Source organism: Thioalkalivibrio sp. ALE16, from assembly GCF_000381305.1.
GTDB lineage: Bacteria > Pseudomonadota > Gammaproteobacteria > Ectothiorhodospirales > Ectothiorhodospiraceae > Thioalkalivibrio.
The window spans coordinates 70,076-86,422 of the sequence record NZ_KB906360.1; the positions used below are offsets into that span (position 1 = coordinate 70,076).

The window sequence follows — 16,347 nt, forward strand, 5'->3', positions numbered from 1 at the left end:
CGGGTCCCGAACGGTCAGGCCGCGATTGTAGCGGATTGGGGCACTGTGTCAGTGGCGCAGGCGCTCCAGGCACGCGGCGGTGCTGACCCGCGGGGTCCAGCCGAGCTGCTCGCGGGCGCGGGTGCAGTCCAGCACCAGCGGGCCGTCCAGCCCGCGCACCCACCCGGGGTCGCCCGCGCGGGCGCTCAGGCGCCAGGCCAGCGGGTGCAGGGCGCGGATCAGCCCCAGGGGGACCGGCACCCCCCAGCGCCGCCGGTGGCGTGCCATGGCCCGCAGTGACCAGGCGGGTTCGGCCCCCAGATTGAAGGTGCCCTGTGTGCGGGTGGTCACGCTGCGGGCGATCGCCGCCGCGGCATCGTCCTCCCACAGGATCTGCACCGGTTGCTCGCCCCCGGCGGGATAGAAACGTCCGCGGGCGATCTGCAGCAGCAGCGGGTGCGCATGCGGCCCGACGATCGCGGGCGGACGCAGGATGGTCACGCGGCATTCAGGGTGTTCGCGGGCGAGGGCGCGCAGGGCCTGCTCCACGGCCACCTTGTCCTCCGCATAGGGGAAGCGCGGTCGGGTCGGGTGGTCTTCGGTCAGGGGCTGCGGGCTGTCCGGCCAGGGGCCGTAGACCGCGGCGCTGGACAGGAATACGAGGTGGCGCACGCCGGCGGCGATGGCGGTCCGAAAGACCTGATCACTGAGGGCGACATTCTGCTGCCGGACCCAGGCACGGTCGTGCCGGCGGCCGTGGCCCCCCATCAACTGGAAGGCGAGGTGCACCAGGGTGTCGACCCCGGCCAGATCCTCCGGCCGGAGCCGCGTCAGGTCGCCCACACGGGCCTCGCAGACGGCGGCGCCTCCCGGCGGGGGGAGCGCCGGCGGGGTCCGGTCCAGCGCGAGGATGCGCAGGATCGCCGGCTCGCGCGCCAGGGCGGGCAGCAGGGCCTGTCCCACGCATCCGGCCGCGCCGGTCACGGCGATATGCATGGGTCCGTGTGGCCCTCAGGTCGCGCTGCGGGCGACGGCTGGAGCGGGATCGGCGAACGCGGGCATGACCTCCTCCGCGAAGCAGTCCATGGACTCCTCGGCCAGGGCCTGCGGGACGGCGCCGGCGCCGAAGGCGAGCAGGACCTGGTCGACCCCCGCCTCGCGCAGTCCCTCGATGCGCTCGCGACACTCGGCGGGCGTGCCGACCAGCGTCATGCCCAGCATGTCGAGGATCTTGAGGTTGATCCCGGCCTTGACCAGGTGGCGGAAGCGGCCCAGCGAACGGTAGTAGTCGTAGCCCTCGATCAGGCGTTCCAGCACCGGCAGGGTCTGCTGGAACATGTGGCGATAGAACCACTCGAACGCAGGCTTGGCCTCGCGCCGGGCGCGTTTGCCGTCCGGCAGGCACAGGACTCCAAGCGTCATGCCGACCCGCGGCGGATGGGCGATATCGGCGCGCGAGGCATCCCAGGCCTCGTGGTACAGGCGGATGTCCTCGCGGATCATCTGCCAGGGCTTGAACGGGCCCGCCAGCGCCCCGATGCCCTGCTCGGCCGCCCAGGTGAAGGACTCCGGGCTGACCGCGGCGGTCCAGATCGGCGGGTGCGGGGCCTGCACCGGGCGCGGCATCACGGGCACGTCGTCCAGGTGATGGAACGGGCCGTCCTGGGTGATGCGGCCGGTCGCGAAGGCCTGGCGCAGCGCGTCCAGCCCGGCATCGACCCGCGCGCGGGACTCGCTCATCTCGGCCCCGAATGTGGCATATTCGCGCGGCGAGAAGCCGCGTCCGATGCCGAGGTCCAGCCGACCACCGGAGAGCTGGTCCAGCATGCCGACCCGCTGGGCCACCCGCAGCGGGTGGTGGTAGGGCAGGGGCACTACGCCGAGCCCCAGGCGCAGGTGCTCGGTGCGCTGGCTGGCGGCGGCCAGGACCAGGTCCGGCGCGGTGGAGTGCGAGAACTCCGGCATCAGGTGGTGTTCCACCAGCCAGGCGGTGCCGAAGCCCAGACGGTCGGCCCGCTCCCACAGGCGCAGGGTGTTCTCCAGCACCTCCGATTCGGAGGTCTGCAGGAAGTCGGGCACCGAGAGTTCATGGAACAGGTCGAAGCGCATGGCGCAACTGTGCCGCGCGCACGGGGGCGATACAAGCAGACTGCGCGAGGATACGGTTACAACGTGGTGATGGCCGGGCGGTGACGGCACGGAAGGAGAGACATGACGAACGATCAGGAAGCGCTGGCGCTGCAGGCCGCCGGAGTCGCGGGCCCCGGCGAGGACTGGTGGGAAGGCTTCTTCCCGGAGGATCTGCCGCGCGAGTGGCAACTCGAGTATTACACCCACTATCACAGCCGCCTGCTGCTGCCCGCCGCGCTGTGGCTGGAGACCTCGGCCCCCGCGTTCGGCGACTGGGGCGAGGCCGTCGCCCCCGCGCTGCGGCTGACGCTCGAGTGGCCGGCGGAGGTTACGCCCGAGTCGGGGGCCGCGCGGGCGCTCGCGCTTGCCGAGGCCGCGGGCCCCTGTCTGCAGGCAGTGGCGCCGGGGCCGATGACGGCGGCGCAGGTCTCGGCAATCCGGGAGGCGCTCGAGGCGGCCGGCCTGGCGCGACTGATGGTCTATGGACCCGGTGAGCCACATACGATCACCCACGCCGAGGCGGCTTTGTTTTATCCGGCCCCGACGGGATCGACGACCGTGGGTGGAGCCTGGCAGATCACCCCCGAGCCGGGCCTGGGCGCGCCGGGCTGGCGTGCGCTGGTGGAGGCCCTGGGTGCGGCCGGCGGAAGCGGCGAGACTCCGGTCTTCCTGCGGGCCCGCCCGGACCGTCTGTCGGACTTTCGGACCATCGCCCAGCTACTGGGAATGGGATGAGCATCTCCCCGTGGGTTTGACGGTCCACCGGCCGGCGGCCAGACTTCCGGGTTCTTAATGGCGAGGAGCGCGCGTGGCTGACCCGGCAGTGGCAGACAGTCCGCATATCGTGATCGAGAACCTGCGTTTCCGGCGCGGGCGCAAGGTGGTCTTCGACGACCTGTCGATGCGTATCCCGCGCGGGCAGGTGACGACCGTGATGGGCCCCAGCGGCAGCGGCAAGACGACCCTGCTGCGCCTGATCGGCGGACAGCTGCGCCCGGACGCGGGGCGCATCTGGGTGGATGGCCAGGAGGTGGCGAAGCTCTCCACCCGCCGCCTGTACGCCCTGCGCAAGCGCATGGGCATGCTGTTCCAGAGCGGCGCGCTGCTGACCGACCTTTCCGTATTCGAGAACGTCGCCTTCCCGCTGCGCGAGCACACCGATCTGCCGGAGGATGTGCTGCACGCACTGGTGCTGCTGAAGCTGGAGGCGGTGGGTCTGCGCGCGGCGCGCGAGCTGGACCCGGCCTCGCTGTCCGGGGGCATGGCCCGGCGCGTCGCCCTGGCGCGGGCCATCGCGCTGGACCCGGACCTGATCCTCTACGACGAACCGTTCACCGGGCTTGATCCGATCACCATGGGCCAGATCGTCAGCCTGATTCGCCAGACCAACGAGAGCCTGGGGCTCACCAGCGTGCTGGTCTCGCACGATGTGGCGGAGGCCATGGCGATCTCCGACCATGTGGTGCTGATCGCCAATGGCCGAGTGGTGGATGCCGGGCCGCCGGACGAGCTGGAGGCGCGCGCCTCCGACTGGAGCGCGCAGTTCCTGCAGGGCCGCCCGGACGGGCCGGTGCCGTTCCACTATCCGGGCGCGTCCTATCGCGACGACCTGCTGGGACAGGGGGAGCGCCGCGATGACTGACGCGATTGCCTCGCTGGGCCGGACCACGATCAACGCCCTGGTGGTGTTCGGTCGCGCCTTCGTCTTCCTGATGCGGGTGCTGGCGAGCCTCGATATCGTCATCCGTCGGTTCGGCCTGACACTCGCCCAGGTGTATTCGGTGGGCGTGCGCTCGCTGCTGATCATCATCGTGTCGGGGCTGTTCGTCGGCATGGTGCTCGGGTACCAGGGCTACATCACGCTGGTGAACTTCGGCGCGGCCGAGGCCCTGGGCGGGGTGGTGGCGCTGTCGCTGGTGCGCGAACTGGGGCCGGTGGTCACCGCGCTGCTGTTCGCCGGCCGCGCCGGCTCGGCGCTGACCGCGGAGCTGGGCCTGATGAAGACGACCGAGCAGCTCTCGGCGATGGAGATGATGGCGGTGAATCCCTATCGCCGGATCTTCGCGCCGCGCTTTGTCGCCGGGTTCCTCTCCATGCCGCTGCTGGCCGCGATCTTCAGCGCCGTAGGGGTGATGGGTGGCTATATCGTCGGGGTGGGGCTGCTGGGCGTGGACAGCGGCGCCTATTTCTCGCAGATGCAGTCGGTGACCGACTGGAACGAGGATGTGCTGTCCGGCGTGATCAAGAGCATCGTGTTCGGCTTCGTGGTGACCTGGATCGCGGTGTTCCAGGGCTTCAACGCGCAGCCGACCTCCGAGGGCATCTCGCGCGCGACCACGCAAACGGTGGTGGTCGCGTCGCTGGCGGTGCTGGGCCTCGATTTCATCCTGACCGGGCTGATGTTCGGCGCGGGCTGACCAACGTATTGCTAGGCAGGTGCAATAATGAAAGTACGTTTCTTCGAGCTGGCGGTGGGTGTCTTCGTACTGCTGGGCATCGGGGCGCTGTTCTACCTGGCGGTCCAGGTCAGCAACGTGACCGACTACCACGACCGCGACACCTACACGGTGACCGGCTACTTCGACAACATCGGCGGGCTCAAGACCCGGGCCCCGGTCACGGTCTCGGGTGTGCGCATCGGCCGGGTCGCGGATATCCGCTACGATCCGGAGCGCTTCCGCGCCGAGGTGACCCTCGCCATCCGCTCGGAGCACGACTATCTGCCGATGGATACGCAGGCGGCCATCCATACCGCGGGGCTGCTGGGCGAGCAGTACATCGCCCTGGAGCCGGGCGGCGACTACGAAACCCTGCAGGACGGCGACGAGCTGATGTTTACCCAGTCGGCCCTGGTGCTGGAGAACCTCATTGGTCGTTTCATGACCAACATGGGTAGTGACTGATTCGCCCAAACCCGGAGCAAGAGACATGACACGGTTGCGTGACTATATGTGGAGCCTGCCGCTGGGGCTGATGGTCCTGCTGCTGGCGGCGCCGGCCCAGGCCGACAATCCCGCCGAGATCATCCAGCAGTCCATCGACGCGGTGTACGAGGAGCTGCGCGCCAACGAGTCGCGTGCGCAGGAGGATCCGGACTTCGTGATCGGTGTCATCGAGGACAAGATCCTGCCGGGCGTGGACGTCAACGGCATGGCCCGGCTGGTCCTGGCGCGCCACTGGCGGGATGCCAGCAGCGAGCAGCAAAGCCGGTTTACCGAGGCCTTCAAGAACACGCTGCTGCAGGCCTACGGGGTGCAGCTGGCCGACCATCTGGACAAGGATGTGCGCGTGATCGAGCGCCGCTCGCGCCAGGACGAGCGCATGGCGGTGGTGGCCACCGAGGTGGTGATGGGCTCCGGCCAGTCGAACATCCAGGTGAACTACCGCCTGCGCCCGGTGAACGGCGAATGGAAGGTCTTCGATGTCGAGGCCGAGGGGCTCAGCTTCGTGGGCAACTTCCGCACCCGCTTCAACGAGGAGATCAACCGCGACGGTCTGGACGCCCTGATCGAACGCCTGGAAGACGGGGACGAGAGCCTGGTCGAGGACGCGGTGGGCGATGCCATCCAGGACAACGGGGCCGGCAACCCGTGAGCGATGCACAGATCCGGGCCGATGACGGTGGCCTGGTCGTCAGCGGGCCGCTGACCTTCGCCACCGTCTCCGGGCTGGAGGCCCGGGCGCGCGGGCTGATGGCGCACCTGCCGGAGCATGCACGGGTGGACCTGTCCCGGGCCGGACGCATCGACAGCGCCGGCGTGGCCTTCCTCGTCATCCTCTGGCGCCGGGCGCGGGAGCAGGGCCGCACGCTGGTCTTCGAACCCCTGCCGGACGGGCTTCGGCCGCTGCTGGGGCTGTATGACCTGGAGGCGATCATTACCGACTCCGCGGCCCGATCCGTGGCCTGACCCGGGCGAACGGGCGAGTGCCGCGCGGATTCGTTATCATGGCGCGTTTCGCCGGGCCATGGTCGGTCCGGCGGTGAATCCGGGCACCCCATGGACAAGCTGATCATCACCGGAGGCGGCCGACTCGAGGGTCAGGTCTGGATCTCCGGGGCCAAGAACGCCGTGTTGCCGATCCTGTCCGCCACCCTGCTGGCGGACGGGCCGATGACCATTGGCAACGTCCCGCACCTGCAGGACGTCACCACGACCATGGAGCTGCTCGGGCGCATGGGCGTAAGCCTGACGGTCAACGAGCGCATGCGCATCGAGGTCGACCCCACCACGCTGACTCAGTGCGTGGCACCGTACGATCTGGTGAAGACCATGCGCGCCTCCATCCTGGTGCTGGGGCCGTTGCTGGCGCGCTTCGGCGAGGCCGAGGTGTCGCTCCCGGGTGGCTGTGCGATTGGCTCGCGGCCGGTGAATCTGCACCTGCGTGGCCTCGAGGCCCTGGGCGCCGAGATTGATGTCGACGGCGGCTACATCCATGCGCGCGCGGATCGCCTGAAGGGCGCGCGGGTGGTGTTCGACCAGGTCACCGTGACCGGGACCGAAAACCTGCTGATGGCCGCGACCCTGGCCGAGGGCGAGACTCTGATCGAGAACGCCGCGCGCGAGCCGGAAGTGATCGATCTGGCGGACTGCCTGACGGCGATGGGGGCGAAGATCCAGGGCGCCGGCACCGACACCATCCGGGTGCAGGGTGTGGAACGCCTGCACGGCTGCGAATACGACGTGATGCCGGACCGGATCGAGACCGGTACGTTCCTGGTCGCGGCGGCCGTGACCCGCGGGCGCGTGCGCTGCCGCAACACCCGTCCGGAGCTGCTGGACGCGGTCCTGGCCAAGCTGGTCGAGGCCGGTGCCCGCGTGGATACCGGGCCCGACTGGATCGAACTGGACATGGAAGGCCGCCGGCCGAAGGCGGTGAACCTGCGCACCGCGCCGTTCCCGGCCTTCCCGACCGACATGCAGGCCCAGATGATGGTGCTGAACACGGTTGCCGAGGGCACCGGCTCGGTGGTGGAGACGGTCTTCGAGAACCGCTTCATGCATGCGCTGGAGCTGCAGCGCATGGGCGCGCACATCACGATCGAGGGCAATACCGCGATCGTCGAGGGTGTGGAACGGCTGGTCGGCGCGCCGGTGATGGCGACCGACCTGCGGGCCTCGGCCAGCCTGATCATCGCCGGTCTGGTGGCCGAGGGCGAGACCGAGGTGGACCGCATCTACCATATCGATCGCGGCTACGAGTGCATCGAGGAAAAACTGAGCCAGATCGGCGCGACCATCCGTCGCGAGCCGGTCTGATACGCGACTCACACGGAACCGGACGAACGCCTGACCCATGATGGATCCCAACGCCCTGACCATCGCCCTGTCCAAGGGCCGTATCCTCAAGGACACCCTGCCGCTGCTGGCCAGCGCCGGGATTGAACTGCTGGAGGATCCGGACAAGACGCGCAAGCTGATCCTCGACACCAACCGCGAGGACGTGAAGATCGTGGTGGTGCGCGCGACCGACGTGCCCACCTATGTGCAGCACGGCGCGGCATCCATTGGCGTGGCCGGCAAGGACGTCCTGATGGAGCACGGGGCCGCGGGGCTGTACGAGCCGCTGGACCTGCATATCGCCCAGTGTCGCCTGATGCTGGCCGGGCGCCCGGGCCAGCAGCCGGACCCGCAGCAGCGCCTGCGCATCGCCACCAAGTTCGTGAACATCACGCAGAACTATTTCGCCCAGCAGGGCCGTCAGGTCGAGATCATCAAGCTCTACGGCTCGATGGAACTGGCGCCGCTGGTCGGTCTGGCCGACTACATCGTGGACCTGGTCGATACCGGGAACACCCTCAAGGCCAATGGCCTGGAGCCGCTGGAACTGATTACCCCTATCAGTTCCCGGTTGATCGTGAACCAGGCAGCCATGAAGATGCGACATAGAACCATTCAAAATCTCATCGAGGGCCTGCGGGAGGCCGTCACGCCCGCGACGACGTAACCGAGAACACCATGACCGCCGATACCGACGACCTCCGAATCCGCGAAATCCAGGAGGTGTCCGCCCCGGACACCGTCCGCGAGGAGCTGCCGATCACCGATGCGGCCGCCGACACCGTGTTCGAGGCACGCCAGGCCTGCCATCGCATCCTGCACGGTGAGGACGATCGCCTGCAGGTGATCGTCGGCCCCTGCTCGATCCACGACGTGGATGCCGCGCTGGACTATGCCGATCACCTGAAGACCCTGCGCGAGGAACTCTCCGATGCCCTGCACATCGTGATGCGGGTGTATTTCGAGAAGCCGCGCACCACGGTCGGCTGGAAGGGCCTGATCAACGACCCGGACCTGGACGGCAGCTTCCACATCAACAAGGGCCTGCGCGTGGCGCGCGGGCTGCTGCGCGATCTGGCGGTCAAGGGCATGCCGGCGGCTACCGAATACCTCGACCTGATCAGCCCGCAGTACATCGCGGACCTGGTCGCCTGGGGCGCGATCGGCGCACGCACTACCGAGAGTCAGGTGCACCGCGAACTGGCCTCCGGCCTGTCCTGCCCGGTGGGCTTCAAGAACTCCACCGACGGCAGCCTGCGGGTGGCGATCGACGCGATCCGCTCCGCCTCGCGCCCGCACCACTTCCTGTCGGTGACCAAGGCCGGTCGCTCGGCGATCTTTTCCACCACCGGCAACAACGACTGTCACATCATCCTGCGCGGCGGCAAGCAGCCGAACTACGATGCCGCGAGCATCGAACAGGCCTGCAAGGAGCTGCGCATGGCCGAGCTGCCGGAGATGGTGATGGTCGACTGCAGCCACGCGAACAGCCGCAAGGATCCGCAACAGCAGGTCGAGGTGGCACGGGTGCTGGGCGAACAGATCGCCGGCGGTGACCGACGCATCATGGGTGTGATGCTGGAGAGCCACCTGACCGGCGGCCGCCAGGACATCCTGCCCGGCAAGCCGCTGAAATACGGCCAGAGCATTACCGATGCCTGCATGGGCTGGGACGACAGCGAGGCCACCCTGCGCCTGCTGGCCGAGGCCGTGCGGGCCCGCCGCAAGACGCCCGTGCCTGCCTGACAAGACGTCCGTGCCCGTCTGAACCGAGGAATACGCCATGCCCTCCATTGCCCGACTCGATACCCAGCAGCCCGATTTCGACCAGGCCCTGGAGCACCTGCTGTCCTGGGAGTCCGTTGCCGACACCGGCGTACGCGATGCGGTGGACGAGATCCTGGGGGCCGTGCGCGCCGAGGGTGACGCGGCCGTGCTGCGCTACACCGCCAAATTCGATCGCCTCGATCGCCCTGCGGTCGCGGACCTGGAGATCCCGCACGAGCGCCTGCAGGCCGCGCTGGAGTCGATCCCGCCGGAGCAGCGCGCGGCATTGGAGACCGCCGCCGCGCGCATCCGCCAGTACGCCGAACACCAGAAGATGCAGGACTGGGACTTCACCGACGAAGACGGCACGGTCCTCGGTCAGCGCGTGACCGCGCTGGATTCCGTCGGCCTGTATGTGCCCGGTGGCAAGGCGGCCTACCCGTCCTCCGTGCTGATGAACGCGGTCCCGGCGAAGGTCGCCGGCGTCGAGCTGCTGGTGATGGTCGTGCCCGCCCCGGGCGGCGAACTGAACGATCTGGTGCTGGCCGCGGCCGCCGTGGCCGGGGTGGACCGCGTGTTCACCGTGGGCGGCGCCCAGGCGGTGGCGGCCCTGGCCTATGGCACCGATACCATCCCGGCGGTGGACAAGATCGTCGGCCCCGGCAACATCTTCGTGGCCGCGGCCAAGCGCGAGGTGTTCGGCACGGTCGGCATCGACATGATCGCCGGCCCGTCGGAGATCCTGGTGGTCTGCGACGGCGAGACCGACCCGGACTGGATCGCGGCCGACCTGTTTTCGCAGGCCGAGCATGACGAACAGGCCCAGTCCATCCTGCTGTCCTGGGATGCGGCCTTCCTCGACCGCGTCGCGGAGGCCATGGACCGCCTGCTGGCCGAGATGCCGCGCGCCGAGATCATCCGCACCAGCCTCGACAAGCGCGGGGCGCTGGTGAAGGTACGCGACTCGGCCGAGGCCGTTGCCGTTGCCAACCGCATCGCCCCGGAACACCTGGAGCTGTCCGTGGCCGATCCGCAGGCGATGCTGGACGCCGGCCTGCGTCACGCCGGCGCGATCTTCATGGGCCGCTACACCTCCGAGGCCCTGGGCGACTACTGCGCCGGGCCCAACCACGTGTTGCCGACCTCGCGTACCGCGCGCTTCTCCTCGCCGCTGGGGGTGTACGACTTCCAGAAGCGCTCCAGCATCATCCACTGCTCGGCCGCGGGCGCGGCGAAGCTCGGCACGACCGCCGCCGCGCTGGCGCACGGCGAAGGCCTGACCGCGCACGCGCGATCCGCCGAACTGCGCAGTCGATGACCGCACGCTCGACACGAACCCCGGACGCCCTGATGCGCCCGGAGGTGCTGGCGCAGCCGGCCTATCAGGTGGCCGACGCAACCGGCCTGATCAAGCTGGACGCGATGGAGAATCCGCATTCCTGGCCCGGCGCGCTGGAAGACGCCTGGCTGGAGGCCCTGCGCGACCCGCAACTGAACCGCTACCCGGATGCGCAGGCGCTGGGCCTGGCCGCCCAGGTACGCGCCGCCCACGGCGTGCCCGATGCCGCCGGGCTGATGTTCGGCAACGGTTCCGACGAACTGATCCAGATCCTGATCACGGCGATCGCCGGATCCGGGCGACCGGTGCTGGCGCCCGAACCGACCTTCGTGATGTACGGCGTGCTGGCCCGGGCGCTGGGCGTGCCGTTCGTTGGCGTGCCCCTGAACGCGGACTTCACCCTGGATCTCGCGGCGATGCGCGCGGCGATGGCCGAGCACAACCCGGCCGTGGTGTTCCTAGCCTACCCCAACAACCCCACCGGGACGCTGGACGACGCCGCGACGGTGGAGGCGGTCGTCGACGCGAATTCGGGGGTTACCGTGGTCGATGAGGCCTATGCCCCGTTCGCCGCCCACAGCTTCCTCTCGCGGGTCGGCGCGGATGACGGCCTGATGGTGATGCGAACGGTCTCCAAGCTGGGGCTGGCCGGCGCTCGGCTCGGCTATCTGGCCGGCACCCCGGCCTGGATCGACGCGCTGGACCGGCTGCGTCTGCCGTACAACATCAACACCCTGACCCAGCGCTCCGTCGCCTTCGCCCTGGATCATCGCGAGGCACTGGATGCCCAGGCGCGGGGGATCATCGAGGAACGTGGCCGTCTGTCGAACGCACTCGCGGCGATTGACGGCATCGAATACGTGTTCCCGAGCCAGGCGAATTTCATCCTGTTCCGGGTGCGCGAGGGACACGGGCATGCGACCTTCGCGGCCCTGCGAGACGCCGGCATCCTGATCAAGGACGTCGGCCGCGCGCATCCCCTGCTCGCCGACTGCCTGCGCGTCACCGTCGGCCGCCCCGACGAAAACGACGCCTTCCTCGCCGCGCTGGGGCAGGCCCTCTCCACCTGACACTTTCCGGGTCGCACCACCGTGGGCAGGGGCTTCGCCTGCGAGCAGGCTCCTACTGGCTGGGGGGCATGTGAATGCCGCCCTGCGGCGGGATGCCGCCCAATCGGCCACACCCCCGAAGCTCTCCTTCCAGCCTTCTCGTCTTCCTGTTAACCGAGACCCGAACTTCTCCGTGTCCTCTGTGCCCTCTGTGGTGAAAAGCCCTTCCTGGCCCTTCACCCTGCAAGGTGGGTTAGCGGCGGCCGGCGGGTGGCTCCAGGCGCAGCCCGCGCACCTCGCCCAGGGCACCGCCGGCACGCAGGGCGGCGGCGAACGGGGACTGGCGCGCCGGTTCGCCGTTGATGCTCTCGATGGTGATGCCGCGGCGCTTGGGTAGCCAGCGGCTCCCGGCAAGCTGGCGGATCGCCTCGGTGGCGAGTGCCGCGTGTGCTTCGCCGGTGTCGATGCCGGGGATGGTCTCCCAGACGAACAGCTGGCGACCGGAGGCGGCCAGGTACAGCAGCGGCTGGCCGCCGGCCAGGGCTACCAGCGCCCCGGCGACCCGGCGCAGGCGGCCCTCGGCGGCTTCCGGGGGCTCTGGCCAGGGCAGGAGCAGGCCCCAGGGGCTGGCGGGGTCGACGCTTGCCAGCCACTGCGGTTCGGGGGTGTCGTCGGCCGCGCGTTCCAGGGCGCGCAGGCGGTCCACCGCGCCGGCGCGGGCGAACTGTGCGCCGGTCAGGCCCTCGACGAAGTGGCCGCGGCGCAGCTTGCCGGCGTCCTCCATCGCGCGGTAGACGGGATACACGCGCCCGAAGCCGCCCGGCAGGCCCTCGGCGCGGGCCATCTCGCGGCTGACCACGCCGTAGCGACCCAGGAGGTTCTCGGCCTGTTCGCGGGCGCGTTCGGTCAGTGACACGCCGGCGTCGATCAGCTCGGCGACCCGTGACCAGCGCCCGCCGGCCAGACCCTGGCCCGGGCGCCGACGGCCGCGCGCGGAGGTCCTGTGCTGTCCCAGGCTGCGCAGTGGTGCGAAGGTGTCGTTGGTGATCTGCCCGGCCCAGACCAGGTCCCAGATCGCGGCCTCGATCGCGTCCTGGCGGGCATCCGGCTGCGCCGTCCGGGCCGCGCGTTCCAGCTCCAGGTAGAAGCAGGCGCCGCGCCGGTCCAGGGTCTCCAGGATCGCCTGCGCCAGAGGGTCGTCGTGGGCCTCGGCATCCGCGGCATCGGCCTCCGGTTCCAGCAGCACCATCGCCTGCTCGCGGCGCAGGAAGCGGATGCGCCCGTCGCGCTGGCCCAGCGCGCCGCTGCCCACCCAGACGAATTCGCCGGAGGCGGTGATGCGGTCCAGCGCGTCCAGCGAGAAGTCGCGCACCCGCATCGGCAGCACATGGGTGGTCCAGGCCGACCAGGGCAGGGCGACGCCCTCCAGTTGCGTCAGCGTGTCGCGCAGGGCGCCGGCCCCGCGGCTAGGTTCAGCCAGGCCCTGCCAGGCGGGCAGGAAGCGGCCCAGCGCGCGGGCGTCCACCGCGGCCGCCTCGTCGCGCAGCCGCGCCAGGGTGCGGCGCTTCAGCCGCCGCAGGATGTCCAGTTCGCACCAGTCCTCGCCCGTGCCCTGCGGGCGGATCTCGCCGCGCAGCAGTACGCCGGCGCGCTCCAGGCTCTCGAGCGCCGGCAGCAGTGCGCCCGGCGCGAGGCCGTAGCGAGCGCCCAGATCCTCGTTGCGGAACGGGCCGTGGGTACGGGCGTAGCGGCGCAGCAGCTGTTCCAGCGGGCGCTGCGGCGGTTCCAGGAAGGCGGCGGGCAGGCCGGGCGGGGGCACCACGCCGAGGGCATCGCGGTACAGCGCGGCGTCCTCGGCCGCGATCCAGCGCGGCTCGCCAGCGATGCGCACCTCCACCGCGCGCAGGGAGTGGGCGAGCTGTTCCAGCCACGGTCCCGGCGCCTCGGTGCAGGCGGCGGCGACCTCGTCCGGGGTCAGGTCCCCGCGCCGGCGCAGCAGGTCGTGCAGGGCGTCGGCGTCGGGCACCCGGGTCGCCTCGGTGGCGTGCGCCAGCTCGGCCTCCAGCTCGGACAGGGCCTCGGGGTCGATCAGCTCGCGCAGCTCGGCCTGGCCCAGCAGTTCGGCCAGCATGCCGCGGTCGAGCGTCAGCGCCTGGGCCTTGCGCTCGGCCATCGGCGCGTCCTGCTCGTAGATGTAGGCCGCGACATAGGCGAACACCAGGCTGCGGGCGAACGGGGAGGCCTGCGGCGTCTCCACCTCGTGCACGCGGATGCGGCGTTCCTGCACGCCGCGCAGGATCTGACGCAGGGCGTCCAGGTCGAACACGTCGGCCAGCACCTGGCGGTAGGTCTCCAGCACCACCGGGAAGCTCGCGTACTCGCGCACCGAGGCCAGCAGCTGCTGCGACTTCAGCCGCTGCGCCCACAGCGGGGTGCGCTGGCCGGGGCGGTTGCGTACCAGCAGCAGGGCGCGCGCCGCGTTTTCGCGAAAGGCGCTGGCGAACAGGGTGGAGTGGCCCAGCTCGCGGGTGACGGCCTCCTCCAGCTCCTCCGGGTCGGGGAACAGGCTGTCCAGTTCGGGCAGGTCCTCGCTGTCGGCCAGGCGCAGCACGATGCCGTCGTCGGTGTACATCACCTGCACCTCGAAGCCGGAGCGGCTGGTCAGCGCGCCCTGCAGGGCCAGCGCCCAGGGGGCGTGCACGCGCGCGCCGAATGGCGTCAGGATGCAGACGCGCCAGTCGCCGACCTCGTCGCGGAAGCGTTCGACCACGATGCGCTGGTCCGAGGGCAGCTGCCCGGTGGCCTCGCGCTGCTCGTCGATGTAGTCGCAGAGGGTTTCCACCGCCGCCTCCGACAGTGGCGCGTGTTCCCTGAGCCAGGCCGTGCGCTCGGCGCGGCCCATGCGTGCCAGCCGCTCGGTGGCGGCGCCGATGGCCTGGCCGAGCTGGATCGGGCGGCCGGGGCCATCGCCATGCCAGAACGGCAGCTTGCCGACCTCGCCGGGGGCGGGGGAGACGAGCACGCGGTCGCGGGTGATCGCCTCCACATGCCAGGTGCTCGCACCCAGGGTCACGTTCTCGCCGGTCTTCAGCTCGAACACCATCTCCTCGTCCAGCTCGCCGATGCGCGGCCCGCCCTCGCCAACATGCACGCCGTACAGCCCACGGTCGGGGATGGTCCCGGCGTTCAGGCGCGCGGCCAGTGCCGCCCCCCGGCGCGGGGTCAGTTCGTCGCGGGCGCGGTCCCAGGCGAGCCAGGGGCGCAGGTCGGCGAAGTCGGTGCTGGGGTAATGGCCGGAGAGCATGTCCAGCGTGGCCTCGAGCAGCGCCCGCGACAGCTCGCGCCAGGGCGCGGCGCGGCGGACCAGAGCGTGCAGCTCGTCCACCGTGCGCGGGCGTTCGCAGACCATCGCGACGAGCTGCTGGGCCAGCACGTCCAGCGGGTTGTGCGGGGCATGGATCGGTTCCAGCGCGCCGGCCTGCATGCGCTCGCCGATCACCGCGCATTCGAGCAGGTCGCCGCGAAAGCGTGGCAGCAGCAGCGAGCGCGAGACCTGGCCCACCCCGTGCCCGGCACGCCCGGCGCGCTGCAGGCCACGCGCGACCGCACCGGGGGATTCGACCATGATCACCAGATCCACCGCGCCCATGTCGATGCCCAGCTCCAGCGAGCTGGTCGCGACGATGCCGCGCAGGCGCCCGGTCTTCAGCCGGCCCTCGATCTCGGCGCGGCGCTCGTGGGAGACGCTGCCGTGGTGGGCGGCGACCAGGTCCTCCACCGGTTCGGCATCCTCCGGCTGCTGCTCCCGCCAGGCCTCGTTGATGCGCTGGACCAGTCGCTCGCACAGCCCGCGGCTGTTCACGAACACGATGGTGGAGCGGTGCTCCAGGATCGCGGCCAGCAGGCGCGGCTCCAGGCGTGCGGCGCGGTCGCCGCCAGCGGTGGGGAGCTGCCCGGTGCCCTGGCCGTACACCGCGCCGAGGATGGAGCCGGACGGGATGGGGCTGGTCGCCTCCGTGGCCTCGACGGTGGCGGGTGCGTGCTCGGCGGGCGGCTCCTCGGGGGCGAGGATCTCCAGGTCCAGGCGCGGGGGCTCGGCGTCGTCGATCACCTCCACCTCGCGGTCGCCGCCAAGGAAGCCGCGCGCCACCTCCACCGGGTGCACGGTGGCGGAAAGCCCGATGCGCTGCGGGTCCTCGCCGCAGCGTTCGGCCAGGCGTTCCAGCGACAGGGCGAGATGCGCGCCGCGCTTGTTGCCGGCCAGCGCATGCACCTCGTCGATGATCACCGTGTGGATGGACTCGAGGTTTTCGGCGGCCTTCGAGCCCAGTAGCAGGTACAGCGACTCCGGCGTGGTCACCAGGATGTCGCCGGGTTCGCGCGCCTGGGCGCGGCGCTCGGCCTGCGGGGTGTCGCCGGTGCGGATGTGTACCACCGGCTCGCCTGCGGTCTCGCCTGCGGTCGGGCCCGCGGTCTCGCCCAGACGCGCGGCGGTCTGAGCGATGCCGGTCAGCGGGGCGCGCAGGTTGCGTTCGATGTCGGTGGCCAGCGCCTTCAGCGGCGAGATGTACAGCACCGAGTAGCCGCGCCGGGCATCCGGTGCGGACTCGCCGGTCAGGCGGTCAATGGCGCTGAGGAAGGCGGCGAGGGTCTTGCCGCTGCCGGTGGGGGCGATCAGCAGGCAGTGGCGGCCGGCCCGGATCGCGGGCCAGCCGCGCGACTGGATCGCGGTCGCCTGCCCGAAGGCCTCGCCGAACCAGGTATCGGTCGCGGGGCGAAAGGGCGTGACCGGCATCGGCTCGGG

14 protein-coding genes are annotated in these 16,347 nt (G+C 70.6%); 11 read left to right on the forward strand and 3 right to left on the reverse strand.

Features of this window, described 5'->3' with window-relative positions; all coding sequences use genetic code 11:
- Window positions 1-48 precede the first annotated feature (48 nt).
- Together F627_RS0107500 and F627_RS0107505 are read right to left on the reverse strand one after the other, a co-directional pair.
- Complete coding sequence (locus F627_RS0107500; protein ID WP_019583690.1) at window positions 49-975, reverse strand: NAD-dependent epimerase/dehydratase family protein; 927 nt, start codon at window positions 973-975, stop codon at window positions 49-51.
- A 15-nt stretch (window positions 976-990) separates the two neighbouring features.
- Window positions 991-2,088, reverse strand: a complete 1,098-nt coding sequence (locus F627_RS0107505; protein ID WP_018878135.1) for an LLM class flavin-dependent oxidoreductase — start codon at window positions 2,086-2,088, stop codon at window positions 991-993.
- 102 nt (window positions 2,089-2,190) lie between these two features.
- Between F627_RS0107505 and F627_RS0107510 the strand changes: the two genes are divergently transcribed.
- The 11 genes from F627_RS0107510 to hisC all read left to right on the forward strand — a co-directional run bounded on the left by F627_RS0107510 (window position 2,191) and on the right by hisC (window position 11,564).
- Window positions 2,191-2,844: a hypothetical protein gene (locus F627_RS0107510; protein WP_018865610.1), complete on the forward strand. Its 654-nt coding sequence runs from the start codon at window positions 2,191-2,193 to the stop codon at window positions 2,842-2,844.
- Window positions 2,845-2,917: 73 nt separating this feature from the next.
- Complete coding sequence (locus F627_RS0107515) at window positions 2,918-3,751, forward strand: ABC transporter ATP-binding protein (RefSeq protein WP_026143123.1); 834 nt, start codon at window positions 2,918-2,920, stop codon at window positions 3,749-3,751.
- Window positions 3,744-4,526, forward strand: a complete 783-nt coding sequence (gene mlaE / locus F627_RS0107520; protein WP_018876513.1) for a lipid asymmetry maintenance ABC transporter permease subunit MlaE — start codon at window positions 3,744-3,746, stop codon at window positions 4,524-4,526. The genes F627_RS0107515 and mlaE overlap by 8 nt, the downstream gene beginning before the upstream one ends.
- 27 nt (window positions 4,527-4,553) lie before the next feature.
- Window positions 4,554-5,012 (forward strand): outer membrane lipid asymmetry maintenance protein MlaD, encoded by a 459-nt coding sequence (gene mlaD / locus F627_RS0107525; protein ID WP_017942739.1) that lies wholly within the window; start codon window positions 4,554-4,556, stop codon window positions 5,010-5,012.
- Window positions 5,013-5,058: 46 nt separating this feature from the next.
- Complete coding sequence (locus tag F627_RS0107530) at window positions 5,059-5,703, forward strand: ABC transporter substrate-binding protein (RefSeq protein WP_018865612.1); 645 nt, start codon at window positions 5,059-5,061, stop codon at window positions 5,701-5,703.
- Window positions 5,700-6,017: a lipid asymmetry maintenance protein MlaB gene (locus F627_RS0107535; protein WP_018865613.1), complete on the forward strand. Its 318-nt coding sequence runs from the start codon at window positions 5,700-5,702 to the stop codon at window positions 6,015-6,017. Before F627_RS0107530 ends, F627_RS0107535 begins: the two co-directional genes overlap by 4 nt.
- Before the next feature lie 90 nt (window positions 6,018-6,107).
- Window positions 6,108-7,367: a UDP-N-acetylglucosamine 1-carboxyvinyltransferase gene (murA, locus tag F627_RS0107540; protein WP_017942742.1), complete on the forward strand. Its 1,260-nt coding sequence runs from the start codon at window positions 6,108-6,110 to the stop codon at window positions 7,365-7,367.
- Between the two features lie 37 nt (window positions 7,368-7,404).
- Window positions 7,405-8,055 carry an ATP phosphoribosyltransferase gene (gene hisG / locus F627_RS0107545; protein WP_017942743.1) on the forward strand — a complete coding sequence of 217 codons (651 nt, stop codon included), beginning with the start codon at window positions 7,405-7,407 and terminating at the stop codon, window positions 8,053-8,055.
- Window positions 8,056-8,066: 11 nt separating this feature from the next.
- Window positions 8,067-9,134 (forward strand): 3-deoxy-7-phosphoheptulonate synthase, encoded by a 1,068-nt coding sequence (locus F627_RS0107550; protein WP_019583691.1) that lies wholly within the window; start codon window positions 8,067-8,069, stop codon window positions 9,132-9,134.
- A gap of 37 nt (window positions 9,135-9,171) precedes the next feature.
- Complete coding sequence (gene hisD, locus F627_RS0107555; RefSeq protein WP_018876511.1) at window positions 9,172-10,473, forward strand: histidinol dehydrogenase; 1,302 nt, start codon at window positions 9,172-9,174, stop codon at window positions 10,471-10,473.
- Complete coding sequence (hisC, locus tag F627_RS0107560; RefSeq protein ID WP_026332054.1) at window positions 10,470-11,564, forward strand: histidinol-phosphate transaminase; 1,095 nt, start codon at window positions 10,470-10,472, stop codon at window positions 11,562-11,564. The genes hisD and hisC overlap by 4 nt, the downstream gene beginning before the upstream one ends.
- A gap of 232 nt (window positions 11,565-11,796) precedes the next feature.
- Here the strand turns inward: hisC and F627_RS0107565 are convergent, their stop codons facing one another.
- Entirely contained in the window at window positions 11,797-16,338 is a 4,542-nt protein-coding gene (locus F627_RS0107565; protein ID WP_019583693.1) for a DEAD/DEAH box helicase, read from the reverse strand.
- Window positions 16,339-16,347: the final 9 nt, after the last annotated feature.